The organism is Methylotuvimicrobium alcaliphilum 20Z (genome assembly GCF_000968535.2).
GTDB classification, from domain to species: Bacteria; Pseudomonadota; Gammaproteobacteria; order Methylococcales; family Methylomonadaceae; genus Methylotuvimicrobium; species Methylotuvimicrobium alcaliphilum.
This window is the reverse complement of sequence record NC_016112.1, coordinates 3,736,065-3,749,814: the sequence shown is the minus strand read 5'-3', so window position 1 is coordinate 3,749,814 and position 13,750 is coordinate 3,736,065. Positions and strand designations below refer to the sequence as shown.

Annotated in this window: 11 protein-coding genes; 8 read left to right on the top strand and 3 right to left on the bottom strand. The window is 51.1% G+C overall.

The features are described 5' to 3' along the window. The first annotated feature begins 419 nt into the window (after positions 1 to 419). The 4 genes from aroB to tpx all read left to right on the top strand — a co-directional run bounded on the left by aroB (position 420) and on the right by tpx (position 5,612). Complete coding sequence (gene aroB / locus MEALZ_RS15785) at positions 420 to 1,505, top strand: 3-dehydroquinate synthase (protein ID WP_046061205.1); 1,086 nt, start codon at positions 420 to 422, stop codon at positions 1,503 to 1,505. Continuing rightward, positions 1,489 to 2,961, top strand: coding sequence for an SPOR domain-containing protein (locus tag MEALZ_RS15780; protein WP_014149658.1), 1,473 nt, complete (start codon positions 1,489 to 1,491; stop codon positions 2,959 to 2,961). Before aroB ends, MEALZ_RS15780 begins: the two co-directional genes overlap by 17 nt. Before the next feature lie 807 nt (positions 2,962 to 3,768). Then, positions 3,769 to 4,836 carry a uroporphyrinogen decarboxylase gene (gene hemE, locus MEALZ_RS15775; protein ID WP_014149657.1) on the top strand — a complete coding sequence of 356 codons (1,068 nt, stop codon included), beginning with the start codon at positions 3,769 to 3,771 and terminating at the stop codon, positions 4,834 to 4,836. Between the two features lie 269 nt (positions 4,837 to 5,105). Continuing rightward, positions 5,106 to 5,612: a thiol peroxidase gene (gene tpx, locus MEALZ_RS15770; protein ID WP_014149656.1), complete on the top strand. Its 507-nt coding sequence runs from the start codon at positions 5,106 to 5,108 to the stop codon at positions 5,610 to 5,612. 326 nt (positions 5,613 to 5,938) lie between these two features. On the opposite strand, the gene MEALZ_RS15765 is transcribed toward tpx, so the two are convergent. Then, the gene (locus tag MEALZ_RS15765) at positions 5,939 to 6,994 is read right to left on the bottom strand and encodes a hypothetical protein (protein WP_014149655.1); all 1,056 of its coding nucleotides are present in this window, start codon (positions 6,992 to 6,994) and stop codon (positions 5,939 to 5,941) included. A gap of 111 nt (positions 6,995 to 7,105) precedes the next feature. Between MEALZ_RS15765 and MEALZ_RS15760 the strand changes: the two genes are divergently transcribed. The 4 genes from MEALZ_RS15760 to MEALZ_RS15745 are packed head-to-tail and all read left to right on the top strand — an operon-like array spanning position 7,106 to position 10,216. Then, positions 7,106 to 7,696 carry a hypothetical protein gene (locus MEALZ_RS15760; RefSeq protein WP_014149654.1) on the top strand — a complete coding sequence of 197 codons (591 nt, stop codon included), beginning with the start codon at positions 7,106 to 7,108 and terminating at the stop codon, positions 7,694 to 7,696. Next, the gene (locus MEALZ_RS15755) at positions 7,693 to 8,193 is read left to right on the top strand and encodes a hypothetical protein (protein WP_014149653.1); all 501 of its coding nucleotides are present in this window, start codon (positions 7,693 to 7,695) and stop codon (positions 8,191 to 8,193) included. The genes MEALZ_RS15760 and MEALZ_RS15755 overlap by 4 nt, the downstream gene beginning before the upstream one ends. Positions 8,194 to 8,242: 49 nt before the next feature. Continuing rightward, on the top strand, positions 8,243 to 9,616 hold the full coding sequence (gene cpsG, locus MEALZ_RS15750) for a phosphomannomutase CpsG (protein ID WP_014149652.1): 1,374 nt from the start codon (positions 8,243 to 8,245) through the stop codon (positions 9,614 to 9,616). 9 nt (positions 9,617 to 9,625) lie between these two features. Further along, on the top strand, positions 9,626 to 10,216 hold the full coding sequence (locus MEALZ_RS15745; RefSeq protein ID WP_014149651.1) for a Uma2 family endonuclease: 591 nt from the start codon (positions 9,626 to 9,628) through the stop codon (positions 10,214 to 10,216). Between the two features lie 501 nt (positions 10,217 to 10,717). On the opposite strand, the gene MEALZ_RS15740 is transcribed toward MEALZ_RS15745, so the two are convergent. Beyond that, positions 10,718 to 12,391, bottom strand: a complete 1,674-nt coding sequence (locus MEALZ_RS15740) for a formate--tetrahydrofolate ligase (protein WP_014149649.1) — start codon at positions 12,389 to 12,391, stop codon at positions 10,718 to 10,720. Positions 12,392 to 12,422: 31 nt separating this feature from the next. Continuing rightward, a complete protein-coding gene (gene glyA, locus MEALZ_RS15735) occupies positions 12,423 to 13,676 on the bottom strand; it encodes a serine hydroxymethyltransferase (protein ID WP_014149648.1) in 1,254 nt (417 codons plus the stop codon). Between the last annotated feature and the right edge of the window lie 74 nt (positions 13,677 to 13,750).

Here is a 13,750-nt window from a genome sequence, read left to right as displayed (position 1 = left end):
TGAAAGAGGGAAGAGGGAAGCGCTGTAGGGTTCGCACCATGCCCCATTCGCCGAATTTATCTCATAATATTGGCTGCATTAAAACAAGTTAGATTTTGCCTCCTTGGCAGGACGGGGTTTGTAACCCCGTCCGAAACGTTTCAACCGTGGCCGAAGCATATCGAAACGCTGGGGACGGGTTAAATAACCCGTCCCGCAGGAGGAATACATGCCGCAAAGGTGAAATAGGTCTTTTGTGGGAGCGATCCCTAGATCGCGATTTCGAAGCCGGTAAGTTTGGGTGACAATAAATGGTATCGAAGTCACATGAGTCAAGATTCCTCGTTCTCAACGCTCCAGCATGGGAATACATGCCGAAGGTGAAGGTTGAAATGAAAGTGCTTTTGCGACACAGAACATTAGGTGTATAACAAAAACAAATGAAAACATTACAAGTCGATTTAGGGCAGCGTAGTTATCCGATTTATATAGGCTCTCGTTTGCTGGAAAAAGCCGATTTATTGACTCGGCATATTCGTTCAAAACAAATATTGATTGTGACAAACGAAACGGTGGCGCCTTTATATTTGCAACAGGTGCTCGATAACCTGTCGGATTTTGTCGTCGAAACTGTTGTCTTGCCGGATGGCGAACAATATAAAACACTCGACTATTTGAATCGGATTTTCGATACTTTGTTGGCTCACAAATTCAGTCGAAACGCCAGCTTGATTGCCTTGGGCGGCGGCGTTATCGGCGACATGGGCGGTTTTGCCGCCGCTTGTTACCAACGCGGAATCCCATTCATACAAATCCCGACCACCTTGTTGGCGCAAGTCGACTCTTCGGTCGGCGGAAAGACCGGCGTCAATCATTCGCTCGGCAAAAACATGATCGGCGCGTTTTATCAACCGCAATGCGTGATTGCCGATATGTCGGTCTTGTCGACATTGGACGACAGGCAATTGTCGGCCGGTATCGCCGAAGTGATCAAATACGGTTTGATACGCGATCCCGATTTTTTTTCATGGCTCGAGAACAATCTCGAATCCTTGCTCGACAGGGATGCCGAAGCCCTCGCGCATGCGGTCGAGCGCTCGTGCCGCAATAAAGCCGAAGTCGTTGCGGCCGATGAAAAAGAAGCCGATGTGAGGGCAACCTTGAATTTAGGCCACACCTTCGGTCATGCGATAGAAACCGGCATGGGTTATGGAAGCTATTTGCACGGCGAGGCGGTTGCGATCGGCACTTGCCAGGCGGCCGATTTATCAAGACGCAAAGGCTGGCTGACCGATGCCGACGTCGAGCGGATTATTCGATTGTTTAAGCGGGCTAGATTGCCGGTCGAGCCTCCGGTAGCGCTCGATGCTAACCGTTTTATCGAATTGATGGCCGTGGATAAAAAAAATGTCGACGGCAATATTCGTTTGATTTTGTTGAAAAGCATCGGCGAGGCAACCTTGCCGGTCGGTGTCGAAAAAGCATTATTGGTAGCGACGCTAAACGGATATGGTCGAAAAGGCTAATCAGGCTGCGAATAGGCCGTATGGCTTGGCAAAGCCGGCGATTAAATCGTTAATTACTGCCGAGCGCGCTCAAAAGTTCGAGTTATTGATTCATTTGATAATCAATTTTAATCGTCCGTTGATCGTTAACGGCCCGGCCGGCATCGGTAAGTCGACATTGCTGACGGTCTTGCGCGAGCAGCGTCCGGTCGAGGGGCATTATTGTTTCATGACCGGCGATCATCAGTTAAGTTTTTCGTCGATTCAAGAGCAGTTGCGCAGTTTTTTGGAGATGGAACAGCCGGCTTGCAAAGGCTTTTCCCTGGGTGATGCGATCGCATTGCTTGAGCAGAAAAAACTCAAGTTAATCTTGATGATCGATAATGCCGGCGAATTGATGCCTGGCTTGATAGATGCCTTATCGGAATATGCTTTGGTTAACCCGGCATTAAGAGTTATTTTTTCGCTAACTCAGGACGAGCTGTATATCAAAAGTCGTTCGGACCGGTCTGTCGAGGATTGTCATTTTATCGAGATGTTGCCGCTGTCGGAAAAACAATGCCGAGATTTTTTGCAAAATCTTTCCGGGAAGCCGGACGCGCCGATTTCGTTCAATGCGGTCAGCGATAACATGGTGGAGTATGTCTACCGCGAAACACATGGCATTCCGGGGAAAATTGTTGCTGAATTACCTCGCTTGTCCGATTTCGAGCGGTTGGGGGCACCCGTCCGGTTTTCAATTGGGTTGTTTGCGCTTCTTGCGATCGCAGGTATCGCCTTCGTCGGCTGGGAGGCTTTAGCCCCTGAATCCGATCATGAATTAACGGAGTCTTTGCCTAGGTCGCAGCAACAGGCCTTGTCGGTTCCGTTGCCGGTTGAAAAGTTTGCCGGCAAACAGATGGTAAATGACCGCATCGTTACCGATGTCTCGGAACAAAAGCCTAAGATGACAAACGTTGTTACGGCCCCGGTAGCGGCTGTACCAGACCGGAAAATCGAGACCACTGTGAAAAATAAGGAGATTAATGATCTCGAGGTAGTTTCTGACTCTGCCGAAAACGACAAGCTTGAGAATCCGATCGCCGGTCCGAGTATAATTAAAGCCGAGCCTTTAGTGCCGACGGTCGCAGATGAAAAGATTGAGACAAAGCCGCAGGAGACGATAGATTCCAATCGCTCGGAAGATGACCGGTCCTGGTTATTCAAGCAATCCTCGGATCATTTCACTTTGCAATTAATGGTATTATCGAGCCGACAGTCGATTGTCAATGTGCTGAACAAATATCGGCACCTCAAGCAGGACTTGAAGTATCTTGAAACTCGCATCGGCGGTAAAGAGAAATTTATTTTGCTGTACGGCTCGTTTAGCAGTCATCCCGAAGCCGAAAGGTCTACCGGAAAATTGCCGGCGGAGTTCAAAGGGGCTTGGGTTAGGCGTTTCGCGGTTTTACAAAACGATATCAAAAATGCAAACTAAGTAACGCGCATGAAATAACTTGATCAACGTGAGTATTCAGTCCCACAGTCATTCTCGTTCCCATGCTCTGGGCTCATCGTTATACATAAATTGTAGGGTACGCTGCGCGTACCAAAGCCGTGCCCTGGCGGTTCGGTTGGCACATGAACATCGCGGGGTTACCATGGTACGCACAGCGTACCCTTCGCGGATCACCTAGCGTTAGATGAGGAAGATCCGAGAGTGTTAAGTGACAATATAATGGTATCGAGGTCTCATTGGTTAAGATTACAAAAGGGTAATTTTTGACTTATGTATAACGATGAGTGCTCTGCGTGGGAATGCCTGAGTACCGCTCCAGCGGTACGAGACGCTAGAGCGTCTCGGGCTGCATTCCCACGCTGGAGCGTGGGAACGATAGGGGGTGTGAATAATTACTGATCAACAGCGACTCACTTCGTTTCCGCTCCAGCAAGGGAATGCATACCGGTCTTGCATCGGTAGCCAAGGTACGGGTTCCAACGGAGGACCGTGGGAACCAGAAAAAATAAGTATTCTGCTGTTTCCCAAGCTCTTGCTTGGGAAACCGATATGTGAAGCTCTAGCTTCGCGATACCAGTGAAAAAGAAGCTAATGTTCCTTCGCTTACAGCGATTATAGCTGAGCCAAGTTGAATCGGTCGAGTAGGCCTCGGGAAGGCGTGAAAGTGGCTCTTTCCGTTAAATGGCAGTAACGCAGGGTCATGGATGCCAGAAAAACCCAGGATAGGGCCGACAGTAAATTTCAAGTCGATTCGCTCTTATTCCTTAAACAAGAAACTAAAACATAATGACGATATTACAAAACGATACTTTCCTCAGAGCCATATTAAAACAACCGGTCGACAGAACGCCGGTCTGGATGATGCGTCAGGCAGGGCGCTATTTACCGGAGTATCGTAAAATCCGCGAGCAAGCCGGAAGTTTCATGAATTTATGCACGAACCCGGAGCTGGCTTGCGAAGTTACGCTGCAGCCGTTGGATCGATATGCTTTCGACGCGGCTATTTTGTTTTCCGATATTTTGACGATACCCGATGCAATGGGTTTGGGCCTAAGTTTTGCCGAAGGCGAAGGTCCTAGGTTCAGCAATCCGATTCGCTCGGCTGCCGATGTCGATAAATTACCGATACCCGATCCCGAGCAGGAATTGCGTTATGTGATCGATGCAGTTCGTTTAATTAGAACTTCGCTGCAAGGCCGCGTGCCGTTGATCGGTTTTTCCGGCAGCCCTTGGACCTTGGCGACTTACATGGTCGAGGGCGGAAGCAGTAAAAGCTTTCAAAAGATCAAGTCGATGATGTATGAACAGCCCGGTGTTGTGCATCGTATGCTGGAGAAATTGGCAAAATCGGTGGCCTTGTATTTAAATGCGCAAATCGCGGCCGGCGCTCAGGCGGTGATGCTGTTCGATACTTGGGGCGGGATGTTGACTTCAGAGGATTATCTGGAGTTCTCGTTACACTATGCCAAGTTGGTGCGCGAGCAATTGCAAACCGAAGCGGACGGCCGCAGGGTTCCGACGATATTATTTACCAAAGGCGGCGGGCTTTGGCTCGAAGCAATGGTCGATAGCGGTTACGATGCCTTGGGTTTGGATTGGCAAACCGATATCGGGGTAGCCAGGGCGCGCGTCGGCGATAAGGTGGCCTTGCAGGGTAATATGGATCCCGTAAGCCTTTATGCCAACCCGGATGTCATTCGCGCGAAGGTCCAAAACGTACTGGAGCGTTACGGTCGCGGTTCCGGGCATGTCTTCAATCTCGGTCACGGTATTTTGCCGGATATCAATCCGGAGCATGTCAAAGCGATGGTCGACGCGGTGCATGAGTTCAGCCCGGCTTATCATGTTCTTTGAGTCATTTATTTCTTCGTTTCCACTGCTCTGGATGCTGTGAAAATATTGGCGAAAATTTATACCTTTCGCACTTCAAATTTCGGCAGTGCCTAAGGAGGCACCGGGGTGCCGAATTTTGATCTACGATGGGTATATTCATCATGAAGCACATGAAGAATAAGAAGTTAGGGAGGTTATCTACGACTAAATCCTTACACTGTCTCTCCAGCGCGGAAATGCTTATGAGCCGAAGTTATAATCAAGTAAATTTTAAAATCAGGACTTAAATAATGGCTACGATTAAATTTCAAGGTAAACCGGTCAACACTTGCGGCGAGCTTCCTGCGGTCGGCTCCAAAGCGCCGGATTTTACTTTGGTCAACGGAAAACTCGCGGAAGTGTCCTTAGCTAGCTATTCGGGTAAAAAGAAATGCCTGAATATCGTGCCCAGTTTGGATACGCCGACTTGTGCCGCGTCCGCAAGAAAATTCAATCAAAAAGCGGCGAGTTTGGAAAACGGCGTCGTGTTGGTCGTTTCGGCCGATTTGCCGTTTGCTCAAGCGCGTTTTTGTCAGATGGAAGGCGCCAGGGATATTGTGCCGTTATCGACCTTTCGTTCGAGTTTCGCGCGCGATTACGGCGTGGAGTTGGTCGATAGCGTGCTGGCCGGATTGACCGCACGAGCGATCGTGATCATCGACGAGGAGGATCGGGTAGTCTATACCGAGCTAGTTCCTGAATTGGCCGACGAGCCCGATTATGAATCGGCGCTAGCGGCGATGCATGAAATCGACTAACGTTCATGAAGACCTGGCCATCGCCCCGGCAAATGAAAGTTCTCTGGTTGCGGAGGGTGCGGTCACTGACCCGACAGTACGCCATGAACCCAGCACCTAAATTATCCAAGATAGTTAACTATAGCCAATGAGCTATGGAATTTAGGTGCTGGGTGAATACGTCCGTGTAGGCTCGACGGCGGCTGTCCTTGCCGCCGACGCCTGTCGGTCGAGCAACCGCACCCTCTTCGGAGCCGGCATTTTCTCTGCTGATCTTCGTATATCGAAAAATTAGATTAAAGAGTCCAAATCTACGAGCTTTAACAGTAAAAATAATCCTGCATCCTTTACACCGCTAGGTCGATTTGTTGAACGGTTCCGATACGGTCGGTTTCGCTGAGGTAAATGCTCGATGTCAAAACTCGCCCGTCGAGGCGGTTTTGAGCATTTTTAAGCTCGAAGGGGGTTTCGGTATTGCCCAGATAAATCGCGCCGATATTTTTTTCGGCTAAGGTGTAGAGCTTGTCGTTGCCCTTGGTATCCTTGGTCCAAATGCGCAAATGTTCATAAACCGCGTCGTTTTCATCTATCCACTGGTTACCGTCCAGGTCGTGCGCGGCGAGTTCGGCGAAACCATTGCCGGTCTCCGGTCCGAATAATTCACTGCCGTTGTTGATGATGCCGTCGCCGTTCCTGTCGAGCGCTAAAAAGCCGCTACCGTGACCGACGAAGGAAATTTGTTCGGCGGTTCCGTTCGATGTCAAGTCGAAACTGAATTTCATGTCGGTCAACTTTGCGGCTTCCGCGTCGAAATTGATCACCAAAGGGTCTTTCATGACGGCGTCGCCCATTCGTAGACTGACCGAATTTTCTTCGTAATATTCGCGGCTCATGACCAGGTTAAGATCGAAAGCGATTTCTTTGCCGTCTGTCGTTTTGATGAGCCCCTTGGCCGAAAATGCGCTGTGCTCGGCTTCGTAATAAGTTTCGCGGCGCTCATATTCCAAGCCGAATCCAGCAGGTCGATCGGCGGCAGGTGCGTTGGTGGAGCTTGCGGTCCCAAGATCGATGGGAGGGCCCGCTTCGAAAGCTTTCAAGCGGTTAAGCCGAATTTCCTTGCCGGTCAAGGCCTCTATCATGCGTTTAATGATTTGATAGCGCGGTTCGTGTTCGAGCGCTTTGTCCGGATCGATTTCGGTTTGTTGGGTTTCGGCTGCAGCCTTGCCTTCAGGGCTGAGCGTTAACCGGTCGGCTAAAGTGGGATTGAATGCCGTTTGGGTTTGTGAGCCTAGGCTATCCGGTCGCCGATTGCCGACCCAAAAGTTCAGGGATTCTTGCACCGAGTGCTGTTTAATCGATGTTTGTTGTGCGCTTAGCTGGACATTGGACTGTTCGATTTTCATCGCTTTATCCTTAAAAGGTCGGGAATGTTAATTGTTTTATCGGCGGGAATTGGCGAAGCTTGAGCATGAGGGTAAGCTATGTTTATTTATTGAGTTAATTCGGAGTGATCGATGAATCCTAAAGTACTTGCTGTCATGATGATCGTGTCCGCTAGTTTGGCGGCATGTACGGCCGAACCGGCCCGAGATGCGGTGGATGAAGAAATTGATGCGTTTACTGTTTATCAAGCCGATCCGATGGACGTGTCCGAGGAGGTTCCTTCGCCGACGCATGTTAAAGAAGGTCGGGAGTTGAGTTTGGTTAGAGTCATGGAAGGCGGTGTCTGCAAAAACGAGCGGGAAGGTGTGGAAGGGCTGTTTTTGCTTTATGCCGATACAGACGATGTGGAGCGCATCAAAATAACGGAAGGCGCGCAAATTTTCGGCGATTTTGAACGTGAAATAGAAGCGATCGCTGCGATGGCCTTACAAGAGACGGTCAAAGGCATCTATCTTGGCGGCGATTCGATATTTCCCGATAGCCCGACCAGTCAGCAAAACATGCTTAATGAGTTCGAATTGCAATTCGTGGATACGATCGAGAGCGCGATCGATGATTTTCAACAAAAAACCACGCTGACGATCGATATTCTGCCTTTTCTTCCGTCATTATATTTCTACAGTGAAGGCTGCGAATTGGGCCATGAAGAAACCGGGGAATGAAATCGTCATATATTGTACAGGCCATCATCAAGCAGTGGGATAAGAGTCGGCTAAGCGAGACGGATTTTCTGGAACGGGCCGCGATGCCGGACTGCTATCCTGTCGTGTCGCCGAAAGTCGTCGATATCGGACGGCAGCGTTTGTCATTGGATTGCCATGGCGGCGATGAATATAGAAAAATCGCTTGTTCCCTATTTGATGAATCTTTGATTTGCGACCGCTTATTGTTAAATCCGAATGATGGCAGTGTCGTTTATTTAGGTACGCCAAATCAAAATCGTCCGTTGCAGCGGCTCGGAAAATTGGCGGAAGGTAATTGGCTGCAATGCCGATACAATTGGCGTTATCGCGTACATCGCGACGGTTGGTTTTACTGGCTTTATGAAGAAGTCATTTTGAATGTAGCTTTGACCGAAGTATCGAAAGAAAAAATTTTTATCGATACGCCGCCTTCTTTGGTTTTTGACGATTTCACGCTAGGTAGGCAAGAGAAGTAAGTCGTTTTAGCCGTATTCACTTTAGTTTAAATCAGCCAATCAAATCATCATGGAAAAACTCACTTGTTTTAAAGCTTACGACATACGCGGTCAACTGGATACCGAGCTTAATGACGATATCGCCTATCGAATCGGTCGCGCCTGCGGCGAATATTTGAAGGCCAAGACGATTGCGGTCGGCGGCGACGTGCGGTTGACTTCCGAATCGCTCAAGGCCGCATTGGCCGAAGGCTTGATGGACGCCGGCGTCGATGTGATCGACATCGGCATGACCGGCACCGAGGAAATCTATTACGCGGCGCAGGCGCTGGAAATACAAGGCGCGATAGAGGTAACCGCGAGCCATAATCCGATGGATTATAACGGCATGAAATTGGTGCGCGAGCATGCCAAACCGATCAGCGGCGATACCGGGCTGAAGGAAATCCAACGCCTCGCCGAGCAAAATGATTTCGGGCCGGTGGTCGTCAAGAAAGGCTCAATGACTCGTCGTTCTATACTGTCGGGCTATGTCGATCATTTGATGACTTACATCGATTTGCAGAATTTGACGCCGATCAAGTTGGTCGTAAATGCCGGCAACGGCGCGGCCGGGCATGTGGTCGATGCGTTGGAAGAGCGTTTCAAAGTGGCCCGAGTGCCGGTCGAGTTCGTCAAGATCCATAACGAACCGGACGGCCGTTTTCCGAACGGCATTCCGAATCCGCTCTTGCCCGAGTGCCGCGCCGATACCGCGAATGCCGTCATCGAACATGGGGCCGATATGGGTATCGCTTGGGACGGCGATTTCGACCGCTGTTTTCTGTTCGACGAAAAGGGGCAGTTCATCGAGGGCTATTACATTGTCGGGCTGTTGGCCGAGGCTTTTTTACAGAAAAACCCCGGCGCGAAGATCATTCACGACCCGCGATTGACTTGGAATACGGTCGATGTCGTGACTGCGGCGGGCGGCGTTCCGGTGTTGTCGAAGACCGGCCATGCCTTTATCAAGGAACGCATGCGCCTCGAAGATGCCGTTTACGGGGGAGAGATGAGCGCGCATCATTATTTTCGCGATTTCGCCTATTGCGATAGCGGCATGATTCCGTGGCTGTTGGTCGCGGAATTGTTGTGCGTCAAAAAAATCCGCCTTTCCGAAGCGGTCGCGCAGCGTATCGCGGCGTATCCGTCGTCCGGCGAGATCAACTCGAAACTAACCGACCCGGCCGGTGCGATCGCACGGGTTAGGGCGGCTTATGAAGGCGACGCGCTTGTCGTCGATGAAACAGATGGGATCAGCCTGGAGTTCGACAATTGGCGTTTCAATTTGCGATCCTCGAACACCGAGCCGGTTGTTCGGCTCAATGTCGAATCGCGCGGGGATATTGCGTTGATGCGGCAAAAAACCGAGGAGATTTTGGAGTTGTTACAGCGTGAATATTGAGGATTGTTTATGAGTATCATTGCAAAGAAGCTGGATTATTTGATCAGTGTCGAGGATTATTTGGACGGCGAGTTGATTGCCGAAACCAAGCATGAATTGATTGATGGCGCCGTCTATGCGATGGTCGGGACGAGTGGAAATCATCAGCGTATAGCGATTAATGTTCTGGCGGAGTTTAGGAGTCATTTAAAAAACCTTCCTTGCGAGCCGTTCGGTTCGGATATGAAGGTCAGAGTCGGTTCGAATTTTTTTTATCCCGATGCGATCGTCGATTGTCATTTCGACGAGTCGCAGCCTTACTATACCGAAACGCCTATCATCATCGTCGAAGTGTTGTCGAAGACGACTCGCCGCAACGACAAGACCGTCAAACTGGCCAATTACTTGAAGCTACCGACTCTGCAAGAATATGTGATGATCGAGCAAGATTATGTCGAGGTCGAAGTGCTGAGGCGGTCCGAAGGATGGGTTTCGAAACATTATTATCTGGGAGACGATGTGACTTTCGAGGCGATCGATTTGACGCTGCCGGTCGAAGTCATTTATCAGCGGGTTCATAACGAGGACATGCTGGCATTTTTGGCGGCTAAATCGGAGTAGGCTGCTCTCCCGAGGCCTCGTATTACTCTCTTTTCCAAGCTCCGGCTCTCATCGTTATATATAAATTGTAGGGTACGCTGCGCGTACCAAAGCCGTGCCCTGGCGGTTCGGTTGGTACATGAACATCTCGGGGTTACCATGGTACGCACAGCGTACCCTACGCGGATCGCCTAGCGCTAGCCTCTCACCTAGCGTTAGCATATAGCCCGTATGCAGCGAAGCAGAATACGGGAATGGCGTGGCTCCGAACTCTGCGGATTGCGTTGCGCTCCATCCGGGCTACGCTGCTATTGAGCGGAATGTCATGAGCGCCATTGTAACAAATCGCGGGTTTGGGACATGGTGGCGTTATCACAACCTTGCTTGCGCTCAAACAAAGCGATGGGTTTCCGCTTCGCTGCTACCCATCCTACGACATCGTAAGTTTGATAGGCAGCCAATGTCGGATAGGTAGAGCGGAGCGAAACCCATCATGGAGCGCCATGCGCCTGACCATTCAAATTAAAACAACCCGGTAATCACGCCTTCGTCGGTGATATCGATGCGTTCGGCGGCCGGGACTTTCGGCAAACCGGGCATCGTCATCATGTCGCCGGCGATCGCGACGATGAAGCCCGCGCCGTTGGCAAGCCTGACTTCGCTGATTTCGACCGTGTGTCCGGAAGGCGCGCCTCGCTCGTTCGGGTTGGTCGAGAACGACATTTGCGTTTTGGCCATGCAAACCGGAAATTTGCCGTGGTTTTGTTGCAGCGTGTTGATTTCGGCTTTGACTTTCGGGCTCGCGGTGATGCCGATTGCGCCGTAAAGTTTGGTCGCTATCGTTTCGATCTTATCCCACAGCGGCAGCTCTTCGTCATAGACATAAGTGAAACCGGGCTCGCGGTTGTCGACGACGGCAAGCACTTCTTGCGCCAACTCTTCCGCGCCGGCGCCGCCTTGCGCCCAATGTTTCGAGACCACGCATTTCGCGCCGAGCGCCTCGCATTTGTCTTTGAGCAGCGCGATTTCGGCGTCGGTGTCGAAGGTGAAATGATTGATGCAGATTACGCAAGGCAAGCCGTAATGGCGTTGGATATTGTCGAGATGACGCTCCAGGTTGGTAAAACCTTTTTGCAGAGCGTCGATGTTTTCTTGGTTCAACTCCTCTTTCGCGACGCCGCCGTGGAATTTCAACGCGCGTACCGTCGCGACCAATACGACTGCCGACGGTTTCAGCCCGGACATGCGGCATTTGATGTCGAGAAACTTCTCGGCGCCTAAATCGGCGCCGAAACCCGCTTCGGTCACGACATAATCGGCCAGTTTCAACGCGGTTTTCGTCGCGGTGACGGTGTTGCAACCGTGCGCGATATTCGCGAACGGGCCGCCGTGAATGATCGCGATATTGTTTTCAAGCGTTTGCACTAGATTCGGCTTTATGGCTTCTTTCAATAAGGCGGCCATTGCCCCTTGCGCATTGAGATCGCTCGCATAAACCGGCGTGACTCGGTCGGACTTGTAGCCGATGACGATTCGGCCGAGGCGTTCTTTTAAGTCGACGCGGCTTGTCGCCAGGCACAAAATCGCCATGATTTCGGACGCGACGACGATGTCGTATCCGTCCTCGCGCAGATAGCCGTTAGCCGGGCCGCCCATGCCGACAGTGATTTTGCGCAACGCTCGGTCGTTCATGTCGACGACTCGTTTCCATTGAATCCGGCGCGAATCGATGTCAAGTGCGTTGCCGTGATTGATATGGTTGTCGATCAATGCCGACAAGAGATTGTGCGCGACGCCGATCGCATGAAAATCGCCGGTGAAATGCAGATTAATGTCTTCCATCGGCACGACTTGCGAGTAGCCGCCGCCGGCCGCGCCGCCTTTGACGCCGAAACAAGGCCCGAGCGACGGTTCGCGCAGGCACATGATCGCCGAATTGCCGAGCCGGTTGATCGCATCGCCCAAGCCTACCGTAGTTGTGGTTTTGCCTTCGCCGGCCGGGGTCGGGCTGATCGCGGTGACGAGAATCAATTTGCCGTCTTCGCGGTCGGTCAAGTTATTGACGTATTCGAGCGATAATTTAGCCTTATAGTGACCGTATGGATCTAAATGCTCGGCCGGGATGCCGAATTTTTCGCCGGCCAAGTCGATGATCGGTCGCATTTGGGCTTGTTGGGCGATTGCTATGTCTGACATGAATGTTTTCCTGTTTTTGATGTGTCCTCAATTAGCCGTAAACCGGAAAGCGCGAGCACAAGATGGCGACTTTGTCGCGCACCGCTGAAATGACCGATTCGTTATCGATGTTTTCCATCACGTCGCACATCAAATGCGCGATTTCGGTCATTTGCGCTTCTTTGAAGCCGCGCGTGGTCGGGGCCGGCGTGCCGACACGGATGCCGCTGGTCACGAACGGCGACTGCGGGTCGTTCGGTACGGCGTTTTTATTGACCGTGATATGCGCACGTCCCAGCGCCGCATCGGCGGCTTTGCCGGTAATGCCTTTCGGGATTAATGAAACCAGCATCAAATGATTGTCGGTTCCGCCGGAAACGACATCGAAACCGCGGTCGATGAAGACTTCGGCCATCGCCTTGGCATTGTTGATGACTTGTTGTTGATAGGTCTTGAATTCGGTTTCCATCGCCTCCTTGAACGCGACCGCTTTTGCGGCGATAACATGCATCGAAGGGCCGCCTTGGATGCCGGGAAAGATACTGGAGTCGAATTTTTTTTCGATTTCCGGATTGCTTTTACACAGAATCAATCCGCCGCGCGGTCCGCGTAGCGATTTGTGTGTGGTACTGGTGACGACATCGGCAAACGGTACAGGGTTTGGGTACAGTCCGGCGGCGACCAATCCTGCAACATGGGCCATGTCGACCAGTAAATAGGCGCCGACTTTATCGGCGATTTCGCGGAAGCGTTGCCAGTCCCAAATGCGCGAATAAGCCGAGAAGCCGGCGACGAGAACTTTGGGTTTGTGTTCGATCGCTAAGGCTTCGACTTGGTCGTAATCGATCAAGCCCGTATCCGGGTGCAGTCCGTATTGCACGGCATTGTAGATTTTGCCGGAGAAATTCGGTTTGGCGCCGTGCGTCAAATGGCCGCCGTCTGCGAGGCTTAGGCCCAGTATCGTATCGCCCGGTTGTATCAGCGCCATGAATACCGCCATGTTGGCCTGCGATCCGGAATGGGCTTGTACATTCGCATAATCGGCGCCGAATAGTTCTTTGGCGCGGTCGATCGCGAGTTGCTCGACTTTATCGACATATTCGCAACCGCCGTAATAGCGTTTGCCGGGATAGCCTTCCGCGTATTTATTGGTCAGTAGCGTGCCTTGGGCCTCCATGACGCGCGGACTGGTGTAATTTTCCGAGGCGATCAGTTCTATGTGGTCTTCCTGACGGCGACGCTCTTCTTCCAATGCCTGAAACAATTCATTATCGTAACCTGCAATCGTTTGCGATTTAGTAAACATCAATATCTCCTAAAATTTATAGTTATTTTGCATTTCAACAACGGTTTTTATCGGCGATCCCGAGAGGAGAAGGT